At 43.3% G+C, this 16,821-nt stretch carries 20 protein-coding genes; 4 read left to right on the top strand and 16 right to left on the bottom strand.

Annotated features, from left to right (window positions below):
- Positions 1 to 45 precede the first annotated feature (45 nt).
- From NOL38_RS00510 to miaA, 5 genes are read right to left on the bottom strand one after another with little or no spacing between them, the layout of a single operon-like run.
- Positions 46 to 801, bottom strand: coding sequence for an SDR family NAD(P)-dependent oxidoreductase (locus tag NOL38_RS00510; protein ID WP_277941085.1), 756 nt, complete (start codon positions 799 to 801; stop codon positions 46 to 48).
- Complete coding sequence (rnz, locus tag NOL38_RS00505; RefSeq protein WP_172003032.1) at positions 798 to 1,727, bottom strand: ribonuclease Z; 930 nt, start codon at positions 1,725 to 1,727, stop codon at positions 798 to 800. The genes NOL38_RS00510 and rnz overlap by 4 nt, the downstream gene beginning before the upstream one ends.
- A gap of 10 nt (positions 1,728 to 1,737) precedes the next feature.
- A complete protein-coding gene (locus NOL38_RS00500) occupies positions 1,738 to 2,367 on the bottom strand; it encodes a cystathionine beta-lyase (RefSeq protein WP_277941084.1) in 630 nt (209 codons plus the stop codon).
- Positions 2,351 to 3,601, bottom strand: a complete 1,251-nt coding sequence (gene hflX / locus NOL38_RS00495; RefSeq protein WP_044670531.1) for a GTPase HflX — start codon at positions 3,599 to 3,601, stop codon at positions 2,351 to 2,353. Before hflX ends, NOL38_RS00500 begins: the two co-directional genes overlap by 17 nt.
- Positions 3,594 to 4,478, bottom strand: coding sequence for a tRNA (adenosine(37)-N6)-dimethylallyltransferase MiaA (gene miaA / locus NOL38_RS00490; RefSeq protein ID WP_277941083.1), 885 nt, complete (start codon positions 4,476 to 4,478; stop codon positions 3,594 to 3,596). The genes hflX and miaA overlap by 8 nt, the downstream gene beginning before the upstream one ends.
- A 68-nt stretch (positions 4,479 to 4,546) precedes the next feature.
- Between miaA and NOL38_RS00485 the strand changes: the two genes are divergently transcribed.
- Positions 4,547 to 4,717: a DUF3042 family protein gene (locus NOL38_RS00485; protein WP_002941416.1), complete on the top strand. Its 171-nt coding sequence runs from the start codon at positions 4,547 to 4,549 to the stop codon at positions 4,715 to 4,717.
- A gap of 101 nt (positions 4,718 to 4,818) precedes the next feature.
- Here the strand turns inward: NOL38_RS00485 and NOL38_RS00480 are convergent, their stop codons facing one another.
- Positions 4,819 to 5,985 carry an MFS transporter gene (locus tag NOL38_RS00480; RefSeq protein ID WP_277941082.1) on the bottom strand — a complete coding sequence of 389 codons (1,167 nt, stop codon included), beginning with the start codon at positions 5,983 to 5,985 and terminating at the stop codon, positions 4,819 to 4,821.
- A gap of 198 nt (positions 5,986 to 6,183) precedes the next feature.
- Between NOL38_RS00480 and NOL38_RS00475 the strand changes: the two genes are divergently transcribed.
- On the top strand, positions 6,184 to 7,332 hold the full coding sequence (locus tag NOL38_RS00475) for a cobalamin-independent methionine synthase II family protein (RefSeq protein WP_014637706.1): 1,149 nt from the start codon (positions 6,184 to 6,186) through the stop codon (positions 7,330 to 7,332).
- A gap of 70 nt (positions 7,333 to 7,402) precedes the next feature.
- On the opposite strand, the gene NOL38_RS00470 is transcribed toward NOL38_RS00475, so the two are convergent.
- Genes NOL38_RS00470 through folE form a run of 5 tightly spaced genes read right to left on the bottom strand, consistent with a single transcriptional unit; the run spans position 7,403 to position 10,965 of the window.
- Positions 7,403 to 8,713 (bottom strand): GntP family permease, encoded by a 1,311-nt coding sequence (locus NOL38_RS00470; RefSeq protein ID WP_172017602.1) that lies wholly within the window; start codon positions 8,711 to 8,713, stop codon positions 7,403 to 7,405.
- A gap of 21 nt (positions 8,714 to 8,734) precedes the next feature.
- Entirely contained in the window at positions 8,735 to 9,229 is a 495-nt protein-coding gene (gene folK, locus NOL38_RS00465) for a 2-amino-4-hydroxy-6-hydroxymethyldihydropteridine diphosphokinase (RefSeq protein WP_277941081.1), read from the bottom strand.
- Positions 9,226 to 9,588 carry a dihydroneopterin aldolase gene (folB, locus tag NOL38_RS00460; RefSeq protein WP_277941080.1) on the bottom strand — a complete coding sequence of 121 codons (363 nt, stop codon included), beginning with the start codon at positions 9,586 to 9,588 and terminating at the stop codon, positions 9,226 to 9,228. The genes folK and folB overlap by 4 nt, the downstream gene beginning before the upstream one ends.
- Positions 9,581 to 10,393, bottom strand: a complete 813-nt coding sequence (gene folP / locus NOL38_RS00455) for a dihydropteroate synthase (RefSeq protein WP_277941079.1) — start codon at positions 10,391 to 10,393, stop codon at positions 9,581 to 9,583. Before folP ends, folB begins: the two co-directional genes overlap by 8 nt.
- 8 nt (positions 10,394 to 10,401) lie before the next feature.
- The gene (gene folE, locus NOL38_RS00450; protein ID WP_002938082.1) at positions 10,402 to 10,965 is read right to left on the bottom strand and encodes a GTP cyclohydrolase I FolE; all 564 of its coding nucleotides are present in this window, start codon (positions 10,963 to 10,965) and stop codon (positions 10,402 to 10,404) included.
- A 157-nt stretch (positions 10,966 to 11,122) separates the two neighbouring features.
- On the opposite strand from folE, the gene NOL38_RS00445 reads away from it, so the two are divergent.
- Positions 11,123 to 11,605 carry an NUDIX hydrolase gene (locus NOL38_RS00445; protein WP_277941078.1) on the top strand — a complete coding sequence of 161 codons (483 nt, stop codon included), beginning with the start codon at positions 11,123 to 11,125 and terminating at the stop codon, positions 11,603 to 11,605.
- A gap of 47 nt (positions 11,606 to 11,652) precedes the next feature.
- Here the strand turns inward: NOL38_RS00445 and NOL38_RS00440 are convergent, their stop codons facing one another.
- Together NOL38_RS00440 and NOL38_RS00435 are read right to left on the bottom strand one after the other, a co-directional pair.
- The gene (locus NOL38_RS00440) at positions 11,653 to 12,330 is read right to left on the bottom strand and encodes a DUF4956 domain-containing protein (RefSeq protein WP_024403147.1); all 678 of its coding nucleotides are present in this window, start codon (positions 12,328 to 12,330) and stop codon (positions 11,653 to 11,655) included.
- Entirely contained in the window at positions 12,317 to 13,060 is a 744-nt protein-coding gene (locus tag NOL38_RS00435; RefSeq protein ID WP_277941077.1) for a polyphosphate polymerase domain-containing protein, read from the bottom strand. The genes NOL38_RS00440 and NOL38_RS00435 overlap by 14 nt, the downstream gene beginning before the upstream one ends.
- A 192-nt stretch (positions 13,061 to 13,252) precedes the next feature.
- On the opposite strand from NOL38_RS00435, the gene NOL38_RS00430 reads away from it, so the two are divergent.
- A complete protein-coding gene (locus tag NOL38_RS00430) occupies positions 13,253 to 13,555 on the top strand; it encodes a hypothetical protein (protein WP_023369992.1) in 303 nt (100 codons plus the stop codon).
- 20 nt (positions 13,556 to 13,575) lie between these two features.
- On the opposite strand, the gene NOL38_RS00425 is transcribed toward NOL38_RS00430, so the two are convergent.
- From NOL38_RS00425 to NOL38_RS00415, 3 genes are read right to left on the bottom strand one after another with little or no spacing between them, the layout of a single operon-like run.
- Complete coding sequence (locus NOL38_RS00425; RefSeq protein ID WP_277941076.1) at positions 13,576 to 13,842, bottom strand: DUF2087 domain-containing protein; 267 nt, start codon at positions 13,840 to 13,842, stop codon at positions 13,576 to 13,578.
- 54 nt (positions 13,843 to 13,896) lie between these two features.
- Complete coding sequence (pheT, locus tag NOL38_RS00420; protein WP_277941075.1) at positions 13,897 to 16,296, bottom strand: phenylalanine--tRNA ligase subunit beta; 2,400 nt, start codon at positions 16,294 to 16,296, stop codon at positions 13,897 to 13,899.
- A 1-nt stretch (position 16,297) separates the two neighbouring features.
- The gene (locus NOL38_RS00415; RefSeq protein WP_105206552.1) at positions 16,298 to 16,819 is read right to left on the bottom strand and encodes a GNAT family N-acetyltransferase; all 522 of its coding nucleotides are present in this window, start codon (positions 16,817 to 16,819) and stop codon (positions 16,298 to 16,300) included.
- Positions 16,820 to 16,821: the final 2 nt, after the last annotated feature.

Genomic DNA, 16,821 nt, shown 5'->3' with positions numbered 1-16,821 from the left:
GAATGGCATTAATCCATCTAGGTCATATTATGTGTTCACTTTTCTTTATTTCAAATTAAAGACCGTACTGGCCAGATAATCAGCCAGTCTCGGAAAAAGAGTATATAGCTTATGAGCAGCTGCTAGTGACCAAGGCAGATTGATGTCTCGTTTCTTCGTCCCCATAGCTGAAACAATCTTCTTGGCAACATAGTCTGGTTGCAGCAAGAAAGCCTTGACACTTTCTTGATAAGTACCATCTGGATCTGCTTGGTCGAAAAAGCTGGTTGCGATTGGACCTGGGTTAACAGTTGTAACTGTCACACCATACTGGGCTAATTCCAAGCGAATGGTATTGGAAAAACCCATAGCTGCAAACTTGGTTGCCGAATAAACCGATGACTTGCTTGATGCAATCAAGCCTGACATGGAAATAATATTGATCATCTGCCCGCTCCGTCTGGCCTTCATCCGTTTACCTACTAAACGGCACATGGTCATCAGAGCAAAAGTATTGATGTCAAACATAGCCTGCACCTGCTGGCTGGAAAAATTCTCAAAATCATCATAAATGGCATAGCCAGCATTATTAACTAAAATATCAATCTGACCAAACTGACTATCCAGTTCATCAAAAAATGCTGTCAGAGCTATTTCATCTCGGATGTCTACATCAAAGACAGCCTTTTTTTCATGGTAAGCATAGAACTGCTCAATTTTTGCCACATCACGACCTAGTAAAATCAAAAAATCATCTTTCAGCAATGGCACCATTTCCTGTACCAAGCCACCAGAGGCACCTGTGATTAGAATGGTTCTCATAGCTCAATTTCCTCTAAATCCTTGACAATATGAACCTGCTCGAAAATAGTACTTGCATCTTTCCGTAATTGACTAATATCCTTGGATAAAAATCGTGGACTGATATGATTGAGCAGGAGCTGCTTGACACCAGCATCCTTGGCAACCTGAGCAGCCTCCATATTGGTCGAATGCCCATGCTTGCGAGCAATTTTCTCATCGCCTTTTCCGTAAGTCGCCTCATGCACCAGCACATCAGCGTTGACAGCCAGACGGACACTAGCATGGCACTTGCGCGTATCACCAAGAATGGTCACCACCTTACCAGGCCGAGGAGGAGAAATATAGTCACTCGCGATAATTTCAGTCCCATCTTCTAGCATTACATTTTGACCATTTTTTATTTGCCCAAAGAGAGGACCAAATGGTACACCCGCCGCGCGCAGAGCCTCTGCATCCAAGGTCCCTTCCAAATCTTTCTGGATGACACGATAGCCGACACAAGGAATGGTATGGTCCAGTTTTTCAGCGAATACCGTAAATTTGTCCGTTTCTAGGACCTGACCGACTGTATCCACATCAAACTCATGAAAATGAATGCGATAAGGTAGACGTGTCCCTGATACTTTCAGACTTGCTAAGACAAAAGAACGGATGCCCACAGGACCGTAAATATCAATATCCGTCTGCTCCTCACTAGACTGGAAAGAACGGCTAGACAAAAAACCTGGCAGTCCAAAAATATGGTCTCCGTGCAGGTGAGTGATAAAGATTTTTGCGACCTTACGTGGACGGATAGTCGTTTCTAAAATTTGATTTTGAGTTCCTTCGCCACAGTCAAATAGCCAAACCTGATTGATTTCATCCAAGAGTTTCAAGGCCAAACTGGATACATTTCGAGCCTTGGAGGGCTGACCAGCCCCCGTACCTAAAAATTGAATTTGCATTGTTTACTTTCTAATGTTTTATATATAAAATTGCAGAGCGACCCGACCAGACATAGTAATGCTGACCAGCATAGCCGTCCGCCACTTCCAGCACTTCTTCCTGATTAAAGCCTGAAATCTTGACCAAACCTTTCGCTGTCGCCACTTGGGTCAAAAGGTAGTCTGTTTCAACTTCCTCTAACTCGGCTTCCTCAAAGGGATTGACTTTCATGAAAATCTTGCCCTCCTCCACAAAGACGACATAGTGGGGAAAGACTTGGGCGATTTCAAAGAGCAAGCTATCAGTCACTTCCTCTACACCTTCCGAAAAAACCTGGGCCAGACCGTCCGCCGACACATAGGCAAATCCGAAGGACTTACCAGATAAATTCAGGCGGACAAAGGGCTTGTCTTCAGCAAAGCTGGGTTCTTTTTGAAAAAGGCTCAGCTGCTGGGATAAAGTCAGATAATAGTCCGTCGCCTCTTCTGCCCCTTGTTTCTGGTAGATTTCCGCAAAATAGGCATTGATAACCGAAGGCGGTGGCGTGATAAAATCTAGTTTTTGTTGGTCAGTCAAATCAGCTAATTTATTCGCCAGATAGACCTTGTCCAGACTGGTAAAGCCACCGTATTTCATTGCCAAATCAAGATAATCCGTCATAAAATTCTTCCAACTTCCATTTATTGCTGGAAGCGATATAGCCTGATACCACTTCCACATCCTCTTCATAGGTTCGATTTTCAATCAGTGCAAGAGTTGCTAAATCGTGCAATTTGTAGGCTTCAGCAAGTGGCACCCTGACCTCAAATCGTTCAAACATGGTCTTTATCTTGGCCAAGACCATCATCTGTATATGGCCTTTGGCATTTTCATCCTTAGCGGACAGCATGACATGAGGAAACTGACTGGGTGTAAAGCTGTCATCGGTCTTGTCCAACTTGTTGTAAAGGGCCAGGCGAGGAATGTCCAGCATATCCAGGTCCTTTAGAATGTCCAAGACTACCTGCTCCTGCTCACTATGATTAGGGTCAGAAGCATCGATGACATGGAGTAAGAGGTCCACGTTCATGGACTCCTCCAAGGTGGACTTGAAGGCGGAAATCAACTCGGTCGGCAGGTCCTGAATGAAACCAACCGTATCGGTCAAGGTCACGTTGAACTTGTCAGCCAAGTTTATCTGCTTGGTCGTGGCATCAAGTGTGGCAAAGAGTTCGTCTGCCTCGTATTGTCGCTTGTCGGTCATGGCATTCATAATCGTTGACTTGCCAGCGTTGGTGTAGCCAATCAAACCAATCTTGAAGACACCTGATTGCAGGCGGCGTTCACGGACAGTCGCCCGATTTTTCTCCACTGTTTTGAGTTGGCGTTCGATGTCATGAATCTGGTTGCGGATGCTTCGACGGTTGAGCTCCAACTGGCTTTCACCTGGTCCACGAGAGCCGATACCACCTGCCTGACGGCTAAGCATGATGCCCTGACCAACCAAGCGTGGTAACATGTACTTGAGCTGGGCTAGGTGGACCTGTAACTTGCCCTCGTGGCTTCGTGCCCGCATGGCAAAAATATCCAAAATCAGCTGCATACGGTCGATGACTTTAACCCCCAGAATTTCCTCCAAATTGACATTCTGACGGGGTGTCAGTCGGTTATTGACAATGACGGTATCAATCTCATCAGCTTCGACCATCTGGGCAATTTCTTCTAGTTTCCCTGAGCCGACAAAGGTCTTGCTGTCGTATTTTTCTCGTTTCTGGGTATAAACTCCCTTGACCAGAGCGCCAGCTGTCTTAGCAAGGCTTGCCAACTCCTCCATGGACATGTCAAAATTATCTGTCTGCTGTAGTTCCACTCCAACCAGGAGGGCGCGTTCTTGTTCTTTCTGCGTTTCAATCATTTAAAAATTCCTCCACGGCAGTGAAAATCTGCGACTTGTAATCTGGCTCGCCTACTGAATAAAAGGGAACCTGCATGCGATTTCTGAACCAAGTCAATTGGCGTTTGGCAAAGCGGCGGCTATTTTGCTTGACCTTATCAATTGCTTCTTCTAGCGAAAGCTCACCTGCAAAATAAGGGAAAAACTCCTTGTAGCCAATCCCCATAGCAGCTTGGGCTTGGGGATGTTCTTGATAGAGCCAGCTGACTTCTTCTAGCAAGCCCGCCGCCATCATCTTATCCACTCGCTGATTGATGCGGTCGTAAAGAACCTGTCTGTCATCCGTCAGGCAGATGTAAAGTGGCTTATATCCTGACTCTGTATTTTCTAAGTTTTCGCCAAATTTTTTCAACTCCAACCCACGAATGATTCTCCGTCGGCTGTTTCCCTCGACCATCAAACCTGCCTGCTCTGCCATTGTTTCCAAATCCTCGTCAGACAAGCAGTCGAGTTCCGCCCGATAAGCAAGAACTTGCTCCTGGTCAACTTGACCGCCCAGGTGGTAGCCTTCTAACAGACTTTGGATGTAAAGTCCCGTACCTCCAACGATAATGGGCAACTTTCCACGACTAGTAATGTCTGCAATTAAGGCCTTGGCTTCCGCTACAAATTCATAAGCCGAATAGCCATCGGTCACATCTCGGACATCAATCAAGTGATGAACCGCAGCAGCCTGCTCTTCAGGACTAGCTTTTGCCGTACCGATATCCAGTTTGCGATAGACTTGCTGGCTATCACCGCTAATAATTTCTCCATTGTAGCGCTGGGCCAAGTCTATGCCAAGGGCAGTTTTTCCTACCGCAGTCGGTCCTATGACCACAATAACTTTAGTTTTCATCTTTTTCCTTGAAAATATTTTGTTTTTTCGCTAAAATCTATTATAACACAAGTAAAGGAGAAATAACTATGGCTAAAGGTTTTGGTAAAGGTTTCTTAACAGGTGTTCTTTCTACAGTTGCTCTTGCAGCAGGCGCAGTCTTCACTGTTCACAAAACAATCATTGAACCAGAAGAAAAGAAAGAAGCCTTCATTGAGGAAAATCGTAAAAAAGCTGCACGTCGCCGTGTGGCACATTAAAAAGCTGGCAAATGTCTAGCTTTTTTTGTTTGAAAAAAAAAATCCCTTAGAAGCTCTGCCATTTTCACAGAAAAATGCCAGCCTTCTTAAGGGATTATACTTTATAAGATAATATCTTCTCTTTCAATGAGAACAATAGTCCACATTATGGCAAGTGTGACGATAGCCAGAGCCAGAATCAATGGCATCCAGTTTCCGAAGATTGGATAGCTATAACCGAGAAGGCCTGGTCCAAATGCTGCAATGAGATAGCCACCTGTCTGCACCATTCCTGATAACTGGGCAGTAGCCTGGCTGTTGCTTGTTTTCAAAGTAAAGCTCAACATCATATAAGGGAAGAGGGCTGCATTTGAAAAACTTAAAATAATGTGAAGCGCTGACCAAAGAATGAGATTGGTCGGAATCAATGCCATCATGACCAAACCAAGCAAGGTAACAGATGAAATAGCCAGCATGATATTTCGACGCATTTCTTTTGTCTGACGGGAAAGAACAGCTGGGATAATCATAGACATGGGAATAGCTGTCATATTGAAGAGGCCAGCCATTAGACCTGCTTCTGCCTTACTAAAGCCAACTGATTGAGAAATAGTTGGCAACCAGGTAATCTCTGTATAGTAGAGGACTGATTGTAGCCCACCAAATATCAAAAAGGCAATCGCTGCTTTATTTTTCCAGATAGATGATTTCTGGTTTCCTTGGTTCTCACTTGCAAATCGATGGTTATTTCTTACATTAGGCAACCAGATTAGGAAAGCCATAAACACCAATCCTGTAATTAATAGAATAAAAAATTCCCAAGAACTAGAGGATACAATTGGAACAGCAATCATAGATGCAACTGTTGCCGCCACCCCCATGAGAGTGATATAAATCGTCGTATACAGACCAATTTTCTTTGGAAAATTAGCCGCAACCAAACTTGGTAGCAAAACATTAATAAATGCTATTGTAGCACCAACAAGCATTGTACCAATGTAAAGGGCTGGTAAGTTGAGAACTCGCATTCCTGAACCCAGCACCATAACCAGTAAGACTAGGGCCATTAGTTTTTCCATGCCAAACTTAGCCGCAAGACGAGGTGCTAAGGATGAACAGAGAGCAAACATGATGAGCGGAATAGAGGTTAAAATTCCTAATGAACTCACTTCTACTCCCAGTCCTGCTGCCACATCTGTCAAAATAGCAGGTAAAGCTGTAAAGGGGGCACGCATCACGACCCCTAGCATGACGATTCCTGCAATTATAAAGGGTGATTGTTTTTTCATTTTTCTCCTAAGTCTCCTAATGTTCGGATTTCAGCACTTTCGATTATACCATAGTTGACAAATGATAGAAAGTTATTTCCGTCTATTTTTTCTAGTTATAGTTTTTAACTATGGATTTGCCATGAAAATAACTATTTTTCAAATGATAGCTTATGAGTTAGAATAGGTTCATCACTAAAACGAAAGAGAGACACACATATGACAACTTCAAGATTCCAATTAGTCGGTTCACTTCTTCGACCAGCAAACTTAGGAGAATTTAAACGACAAATCGAAGCTCGTGAAGACATCAAATACCCATTCTATGATGACTTCGATGGTTACAAAGAAACTGAAGCTTCACTCATCCAAAAAATTGTTGCAGAACAAAAAGAAAACGGTTTGGATATTGTAACAGATGGAGAATTTGGTCGTTCAATGTGGCACCTAGATTTTCTCTGGGGCTTCGACGGTATCGAGCGTTACATTGCTGAGCATGGTTATCCATTTAAAGACCATGATGGACAGATTTTTGAAACACGTAAGGATATTGGATTGCGTATTACTGCTCCACTTTCTGCAAAAAATCACCATTTCATTGATATTTTCAAACAAGTGAAAGAATTAGCAGGAGAAACTGTAACCAAACAAACTATTTTCGGTCCAGCCCATGCCTTTAATGAATTGACAATTTTCAATGGACAAGTCGGACCAAATCAGGTCTACAAGACTCGTGATGAATTAAAAGCCGGGCTCATCGCTGCCTATAAGGAATTTTTAGACCAGTACAAGGAAGCTGGTGGACAAATCGTTCAATTTGATGACTGCCTTTGGGAATTATTCGACCCTGCTAACCCTGTACCTTTCTTGCCACAAGACGATTCTGAAGCATTGGCTGCCTTGGCTGACGAGTTTGTTGCTATCAATAATGCTGTTATTGATTACGGACATGAAATTGGCTTGACCGTCTGGACGCACAACTGCCGTGGTAACTATGAAAGCCGCTCTGCAGCTGGCGGAACTTACGAAGCTATTGCTGAAAAATTCCTGCGTGACCAAAAATACGATCGATTCTTCCTTGAGTGGGATGATGAACGTGCAGGTGATTTAAAAGCTTTGGAAAGCTTGCGTGACAAGAATGTCGAAGTCGTTCTTGGTCTACTTTCAAGTAAAACTTCTGATTTGGATGATGAAGAACGTGTTTACAAATTACTCGAGGAAGCAAGCAAGATTATTCCAAAAGAGCGTCTCTACTTGTCGCATCAATGTGGATTCGCTTCATGTGATTCAGGTAATGAATTGGCTATCCCGCAACAGTGGGCAAAAATTAAACAAGGCCAAGAAATTGCAGAGAAGTTTTGGTCTTAAGCCACTTCTTGTTATTCGTGCATAAAAGCCCCGCCATTTGGCAGGGCTTTTATTTGTTTATTAATCAATCCTAATATAGCAAAGGCGCCAACAGTAAAATCACAAGTAAGGCTAACAAATGCCCAACTGTCACTAGGATAAATGAATACTTGAGTCCACGTTTCATACTTAATTTCGAAAGATTGTGGAAGGTAATCATCACGCCAGACTGAGGCACAACTGTCAAGATAGCTGATGCAACAACTACTACACGATGCAGCAACTCTGGATTAATCCCCCTTTCTAAATAGGCGGGAAGGAAATTACTTGAAGCAATACCTACTGCACCAGAAGAGGAACCGATAATACCACTAACCAATGCTGTCGAAACAGATAAACTAATCAGCGGCGATCCTGGTATTTGTTGAATCCATTCTTGAATGACAGCAAAACCCGCTGACAAGGTTAACACCGTCCCAAATGCTACTGTACTAGAAGTTGCAAAAGCAGGCACTATAGATGCTGTTGTCGCAGCATTCAAAATTTCTTTTTGATTTGGCAGATATGGATAAAAAATCAAGGCTGATAGAAGGATAGAGACCAACAATCCAATTGCCAGGACATTCGGAGTTTTACTCATTAGGAAAATCGTCCCAATAAGACTGAATAGAGGCAAGACTGATAAAAATAGATTTGGTGTCTTATCAGCTACCACTACTGCAGTTTCATCCTCTTCTTCTGTATACGTCTCTCCATTTGCTAGACTTTTCTTGAGGCAGTAGGCCATGTAGAGCAGGCCAAATACTAATAGCGTCAAGCTGGCTGCCAAACTGATAACGGGTGCCGCGGTCAAGCTAGTTCCCAAAACTTTTGTCGGAATGACATTCTGGATGGAAGGTGCCCCAGGAAGAGTTGTCATCGTATAGGTACCTGCTCCCAAAAAGACAGGAATCGGAAAAAGTGCCCAGTTGATATTCAACTCTTTAAAGAGGGGGCGTGAAAGGGGAAGCAAGGTAAAAATAACTACAAAAATACTCACACCGCCATAGGTCAGAATGGAAGCAATCAAAGTGATAGCTAACAAGCCCTTATAGGGACTATCCTTTCCCATTACTTTCAAAATACTATTGGCAATCGTCTGGGTAGCTCCACTCGCTTCCATATAACGAGCCAAAATCGATCCTAACATAAAGATAGCAAAGTTATTAATCAAAAAAACAGCTAATCCCGCCATATAGGACTGTTCTTTGCCTAGCATAACTTCTAAAATATTCATCCGATTGGTCAAGATGATGATCAAACTAGCCAATGGCGCTGCAACAATTACATGTAGATTCTTTGTAGTCCAATAAATAATGGCCACAACGGCCAGTAAAACTCCTATAATTGTTAAAATTTCCATAGTTCTCCTTATTTTCCCATCTTAGTCAAGGGAGATTTTCTTGATGTTTGATGTATCTCCTAAATTGCTTACTAACTCTTCTACTTTTTGACCAAGGATAGGATGGCAAAAATCTCTAGAAATGTCAGCCAACGGCAAAAGAACAAATGCCCTCTCATGTGCATAAGGATGGGGAACAATCAGATCCTCTTCTTGAATCTTCTCCTCATCCCAAAAAATAATATCCAAATCAATGGTGCGTTGGCCCCATTTTTCAATCCGTACTCGGTCCAACTCTTGTTCGATGTTCTGGCAAACGCTTAGAAAATCTTGAGCAGACAAATCAGTATACACTTGACAGGCTAGATTGAGGAAATCAGCCTGGTCGGTCTTGCCCCAAGCTGGAGTTTCATAAATGTTGGAAACTAAGCCAAGCTGGCAACCTGGATGACTGGCTAATTTGTCTAGGGCTGCCTGTAAATAGGCTTGCCGATTGCCCATGTTCCCTCCGATACTGAGATAGGCTAGATGCTTCATGGTCGTTCACGCTCCAATTCAATTCCGACAGAATCATAGTGTCCAGCAATGGGCGGATTTTCCTTGTAAATGGCCAAGCGAATCTTTTCTACCATTGGAAATTGTTCAAAAATCTCCTGACAAATAACACCTGCTACCTTTTCGATCAGGCGATAGGGCTTACCTTCCACAACCGCCTTGATAGTTTCAAAAACCATACCATAGTGAACGGTGTCTTCTAAATTGTCAGTTTGTGAAGCTGCTGTCAGGTCAACAAACAAATCACAGTCAACTGTGAAAATTTGACCAAGAACTTGTTCTTCTTTGAAGGCACCATGGTAGCCGTAAAAGCGACATTTATTGAGAGAAATCTTATCCATGTTGACCTCCAGAAGTCAATTGGTCCCAAACTTTAACGATGTCACGATTGGCAGCGACATTGTGAACACGGACCATTTTACAGCCTTTTTGGACTGCCCAGGCAGACAAGGCTGCCGTTGCTTGATCGCGGTCAGTCGGTAAGCTATTGCCCCCAAGCAGATAATCCACCACGCGCTTACGAGATATTCCAAATAGAACGGGATAACCAAGGGCAGTAATCTGTTCCAAACCTTGTATGAGATCTAGATTATATTGGACATTCTTTGAAAAGCCAAATCCTGGGTCTAACCAAATCTTGTCTGCAGCTATACCAGCATCCAGAGCAGCCTGAGCCCGCTCTGTTAGAAAGTTTCTGACCTCTCCAACAACATCCGCATAGCTTTCTTCTTTCTGGTTGTGCATGAGAATAATTGGTACCTTGTATTCCGCAGCCAGGGCTAACATATCTCCATCATAAAGTCCTGCCCAGACATCATTTAAAATATCTGCGCCTGCTTCCAAGGCTGCACGTGCAGTTCCTGTTTTATAGGTATCGACGCTGACAAGACAGTCATAGTTTTCTTTGATAGCGCGGATAATCGGAACCACGCGAGCAATCTCGTCTTCTTCAGACACAAATGTTGCACCTGGACGAGTGGACTCACCACCAACATCAATGACAGTAGCACCCTCAGCCAACAACTTTTCTACTTGTACCAAAGCAGACTCCACCTCATTATAGTGACCACCATCTGAAAATGAATCTGGGGTCACATTGAGAATTCCCATAATAGTCACTTGATTCGTTAAGTCTTGAATGGACATAGGACCTCCTATTTATTGTGAATCATGGACAAGAGTTCACGGCGCAAGATGGCATCTTCCTTGTATTTTCCAAGGGCAACTGTGGTCACTGTCTTACTACCTGGCTTGCGAATACCACGCATACTCATGCACATATGCTCTGCTTCGACCATGACAAAAACGCCTTCTGGTTCAAGGGCATCTTGAAGTGCATGAGCAACTTGATGAGTTAAACGCTCCTGCAATTGAGGGCGACGACTTGCTACCTCCACTGCACGCGCCAATTTGCTAAGACCTGTCACACGCCCCTTACTCGGAATATAAGCTACATGGGCAATGCCATAAAAGGGTACCAAATGGTGTTCACACATAGAATGAAAAGGAATATCCTTGACCAAAACAACCTCTTCATGACCTTCTGAAAAGACAGCTGTAAATTGGTCTTTGGGATCTTCTTCTAAGCCGTTAAACATTTCTAAATACATCTTAGCTACACGTTTTGGCGTATCCAGCAAGCCCTCACGGTTAGGGTCTTCACCTAGTAATTCCAATAATTGATAAATGGTTTGTTCGATTTGTTCTTGTTTTGACATAGTACATCCTAAATAGTTTGATGTTCTTATTATACCCTAAAAACTGTATTCAGAAAAGGGCTTTCAACATTCTAAACAACAAACTGTCCCCGTTCAGAATGCCAGACACTCTCACCTTTGTGATATAATAGGAACAAACTAACTACAAGGAGCTACTATGACCAAGAAACCTGTCCAACTGGCTACGATTTGCTACATTGATAATGGTAAGGAATTTCTTCTCCTTCATCGAAACAAGAAAGAAAACGACGTCCATCAAGGTAAATGGATTGGAGTTGGTGGCAAACTGGAACCTGGTGAAACACCACAGGCTTGCGCTATTCGAGAAGTATTTGAGGAAACTGGGCTTACTGTAACGATGCATGCTCTAAAAGGAGTGATAACCTTCCCAGACTTTACTCCAAACACAGACTGGTACACCTATATCTTTAAGATTACCGGTTTTGAAGGAAGTCTTATTGACTGCAACGAAGGCGATTTAGAATGGGTTCCTTATGATCAAGTGCTCTCCAAACCAACCTGGGAAGGGGACAGACACTTTCAAGAATGGCTATTAGAGGACAAACCATTTTTTTCCGCTTGCTTCCGCTATGATGGGGACAAACTGCTTGATTATAGCGTTGATTTTTATGAAGAATAAGCTAATAAAAAACGAAAAAGCCTTGGAAATCCAGGGCTTCTTTGATATTACAAATACTTCTTCTTCGGCATTTGCTTGTTCAATACGACATCCAAGGGACCGGCTGATAATACCGTATCTACCAAACGTTTGTCTGTAATCTTCTTATCAAGGAGAACTTGATATTCTAAGATCAGTGCTTCTTTTTTCTTCTTGTACTTGAGGGAAATCAAGTCGGCTTGCTTGCAAGATTTACCAAATTGATTTTCAAAAAATTGGTCGTAGTCAAAATTCATTGGCACTGTTACCAAGAGATGTCGACGATTTTGATTGACTTGGGCAAAACTGATATTTTCAAAAATCAAAATACAAGCAGATAGGATGACCGTCATAAAGACAGCCAAACCTAGGAAGCCCATTCCTGTCGCTAGACCGATAGCCATCGCTAAGAGGACTGCAAGCATTTCCTTCGAAGAACCTGCTGCTGAGCGGAATTTAATAAGACTAAAGGTCCCTGCTACCGCAACTCCCGCTCCTAAGTTACCATTAACTAATGCAATGATAACAGCAATCAAAGCTGGCATTAAACTTAGTGTGATGACAAATTCCTTTGTATAATTAGATTTATATTTATAAACAGCCGCTAAGAGTACCCCCATGGATAGACTAACTCCAAAAACCATGGACATTTGCGCTAAGGTAATATTGCTATTGGCCGTTGAAAAGATACTATTAAACAGCTGCATGTTTGCTTACTTCCTCTCCAGTGATGTTGTGGGCAAGCTTATAGGCATTGCCATATTTTGAAAATGATTGTTTTTCGATTTGGTATTTTTCGAGAAGAGCTACCAACCAGTCTGGTCGTTCTTCTGGAACCTTTACTTCCATGATTACTTTGGTTGGGTCTAATAGGTTCTTACCAAATTTACCTTCCATTGCATCCACATCGTAGTCTCGATAAAGTAAGTTCTTATCGATTGTGAGACGAACTTTTTTGTCTTCGATTCCTTTATAGGATACGCGATCGTAGTAGATATACATCTTCGGCTTAATAGTACCATAGCGTTCTCTCAACATTTCGAGTTCTGAGGTTACCTTATCATCCTTGATTGTGGAATCAATCACTCCATTTTCGATATAGTTTGTTACAGAAACAGGGTTTGAGGTTAAACGGTATTTATAGCCAATTTTATTTTCTTTTTTCTTGATTTCAAGAAAAGCTTGACTTGATTCAGAAGGTTTAGAATCGTAGACACGCATCCGAATTTTCTCACGTCCATTCTTTTTGGCAAGTGAATCTTTAATCATATCAAAATCTTCATTATCAAAGTAGATATTGGTAATCGTTGATGTCGCAAACTCATCTGCCATCATGTACTGACGAAGTTCCTTTTCTAAAAGTTCAAAAGTTTTTTTATCAACGATATATTTAGTCTCTTTACGCTTAAACTGCTTTTGTACGATTCTTGTTTTCATTATTGTGCCTCTTCTATCCTAAATTTTGACAGGTCCCTGTCTTGTTTACAAGATATAGTTTACCGACCTAGCTTTAAATGAAACTGAAAATAAAATTAAACAAAACTTAAACTACAATAAAGTTGAAATTCTTTTGTCATATTCTAATCTATGCTACAATAGTCCTATCAATAGTAAGGCAAGGAGAAACCCATGTACGAATTTGTCCTAGAATACGGCTCTTTCCCCGTAAAACTCATCGACGGTTTTGTCAACAATCGCTCAGAAATCCCTGATTTTCTCAAAGAAGACGAAGAAATGATTGCCCGCTTGAATGAGATTAACGAACTCTTCCACCAACTTTTCTTAACCATCGAGTGCAAGTTTGACTACATCGGCAAGCAATTCCCTGACAAGATTGAACAACTACGAACACTCTATCATCCCCTGGCAGACGATTTACTAGCCAAGTATGGCAACCAGATAGAGTTGAAGATTGAACCCTTTATTTTGTAAGACAAAAGAGATGACCGCAATCATCTCTTTTCTTCTATTCTGTATTCCAAACCATATTGGTCGCGCGACAAGTAGCCGTAGTCCACCAGGTAGCGTCTCAATATAGCATAATCATCATAGACTTCAGCTAGAAAGGCATTAACCTCTTTTTCGGTGAATGCTAAGCCTTTCTTAGCTAACTCTTCTTGTAAATAGGCAAACAAGACCTGCTTACTTTTTAATTTCTTCGGAATGACAAGCAACTTTCCATCTCGGAAAAATTTTTCTTGAATATCTTGAGTGTTCATACTTCCCTCCAAAAAATCCTAGCCCGCTGACTAGGATTTCACAAGATTTACATGTTAACGAATTTCAGCACCAAGCGCTTCGAGCGACTTACTAATTTTCTCCATATACTTAGCCACTTCCTCATCTGTCAGGCTATCCGCAGGATTCTGGAAGGTCAGGTTATAAGCCATAGACTTCTTACCAGCCTCAATATTGCTGCCAGCATAGACGTCAAAGAGGGTCACCTTGGTCAAGCGTTTCACGCCCGCAGCCGCAATGGCATCCAGGACATCCTGATGTTTGACATCACTGCTCAAGAGCAGGGCAATATCACGGCTAACCGCTGGGAATTTGGAGATTTCGGTAAATGGCTGAGCTGGCTGGAGAGCTTCTTCAATCGCATCCAGATTGATTTCAGCCACATAGGTTTCAGGAATACCGTAGTCCTTAGCCGTTTGAGGGTGTACCTGACCGACAAAGCCGATAACCGCCCCATTCAAATGGATTTCAGCTGTACGACCTGGATGCAGAGCAGCAATCTCACTAGTCGCCACAAAGTCAACAGCCACCTTGTAATGAGCAAAGATAGCTTCCAAGATACCTTTAGCATGGAAGAAATCAACTGGTACAGCTGGTGTCTGGAAGTCTTTCTCAACCACCAAACCAGTCAAAACAAGGGCAAACTTATTAATTTCTTGCGGCAGGTCTTCTTTTGGATTGCCAGACTGTTCAAAGATTTTACCGATTTCGTAGAGAGCCAAGTTCTTGTTCTTACGAGCCACGTTGTAGGCCACTGTTTCCAGCATACCAGACACCATGTTCTGACGAAGGGCAGAGCGGTCAACAGTCATTGGCCACATGAGTTCGGTGACTGTGGTTGGACGAGCCGCAAACTCCACAGCCTTCTCAGGCGTTGTCAAAGCATAAGAAATGATTTCTGTCAGGCCTGCACCTTCTGCCAGGCTACGCACTTGGCGACGGATGCTCTGGGTCAGGGTTAACTCACCTGCTGTTCCATCCTCTTTCGGAAGAGTGGTCGGCAGATTATTGTAACCATAAATACGAGCGATTTCCTCTACCAAGTCTGCTGGAATGCGAATGTCCCAACGACGACGCGGTACTGCTACTGTGAACTGACTTGCATCGCCAGTTGTTTCCATACCTAAACGACGGAAAATGTCTGCGATTTGGGCATAGTCGAGGTTGGTCCCAAGCGAGCGGTTAACGTAATCAATGGTTGCTGTGACTGGGACATCCGAGGTATCCACGCTGCCCGCAGAAACGATGCCAGACAAGACCTGACCGCCAGCCAGTTCCGCAATCATAGCAGCTGCTGTGTCCATAGCTTCCGTCAAAGTTGCCACGTTGATGCCTTTTTCAAAGCGAGAAGAGGACTCAGAGCGAAGGTTGAGGCGACCTGAGGTCTTGCGGATAGACTTGCCGTCAAAAAGGGCAGCTTCCAGCACAACGGTCTTAGAGTTGTTGTCAATCTCTGTGTTGGCACCGCCCATGACACCACCGAGGGCAACTGCCTTGTTCGCAACGGAAATGACGATATCATCGGCAATCAAGTCACGCTCTTCACCGTCAAGGGTCACCAAGTTTTCACCCTCTTTTGCCTGACGAGCCACGATTTTCTTGCCATCAAACTTGTCAAAGTCAAAGGCGTGCATTGGCTGACCGAAGTAGAGCAAGATATAGTTGGTGATGTCAACCACGTTGTTAAGCGGGCGAATACCTGCGTTCATGAGCAGATTTTGTAACCACTGTGGGCTTGGTGCGATGGTCACATTTTCAATGACACGGGCCGTGTAGGCAGTCACCTTGTCTGACTCAATAGCCACTTCAATCACATCGCTGGCCTTCTTGTCGCTTTCTTCCAAGACAACAGGCTTGAAGTTGACCTTGCTGTCATAGATAGCTGCCACTTCGTGAGCCACGCCACGCATAGAGAGAGCGTCGGCACGGTTTGGTGTGATGGACAGCTCGATAATCTCGTCGTCCAGGTCCAGGTATGAAAAGATTGGCTCACCCACGACTGCATCTTCTGGCAGGTGGTAGATACCGTCCGCATAGACCTTTGGCACCACAGAGTCGGACACACCGATTTCGCTCAATGAGCAGAGCATACCCAAAGACTCAACGCCGCGAATTTTGCCTTTCTTGATCTTGTAGTTGCCAGCGATACGCGCACCTGGCAGAGCGACGATCACCTTGATGCCTGGCTTAACATTTGGAGCACCGCAAACGATTTGCGTGATTTCCTCACCCACATTGACCTGACAGATATTGAGGTGGGTATCTGGAATTGGCTCAGCAGACACAACCTGCCCGACAACCAACTTAGAAAGGCCAGCACTCTTTTGCTCAACCCCTTCTACTTCAATTCCTGTTGTTGACATTTTTTCAGACAAGTCATGACTTGTCGCATCAAAGTCAACCAGTTCTTTTAACCATTTATAACTTACTAACATATTATCCTTTCTGGTGCAAAGGCCGTTTCAGTAGCCAATCCACATCAATCTTATCACCGACCGCAAATTCATGCTGGCCAAATTTTTCAAAACCGTATTTTGCATAGAATTGCTGAGCCTTGTAATTATGTTCCCAAACTCCCAGCCAGACCCAGTCACAACTAGACTGCTCTGCTTTTTCCAAAGCAAATTCAAACAAGACCTTCCCAAGACCGCGGCCTTGAAAAGCCTGCAAGAGATAGATACGCTGGATCTCAAAGGCATTTTCCAACTCCTGCTCCGTCTGGGCAGAACCTTGGTTGAACTTGAGATAACCAACTACCTGTTCATCAACCCTTAAAAAATAATGCTGGCAATTGGGATCAGACAACTCCCTTGTCAAAACCTCCACGGAATAAGCCTCCTCGAAGAATGCTTCCAACTCCTCTGGATCATTGTCATGAGCAAAGGTTTCAGCAAAGGTCTGCTTGGCCAGCTCCTGCAAAACGGAAACCTCTTCTAAACGTATAGGATCAATCTTCATCT

The organism is Streptococcus suis (genome assembly GCF_029616525.1).
GTDB lineage: Bacteria > Bacillota > Bacilli > Lactobacillales > Streptococcaceae > Streptococcus > Streptococcus suis_AF.
This window is presented reverse-complemented; position numbering and strand designations above follow the sequence as displayed.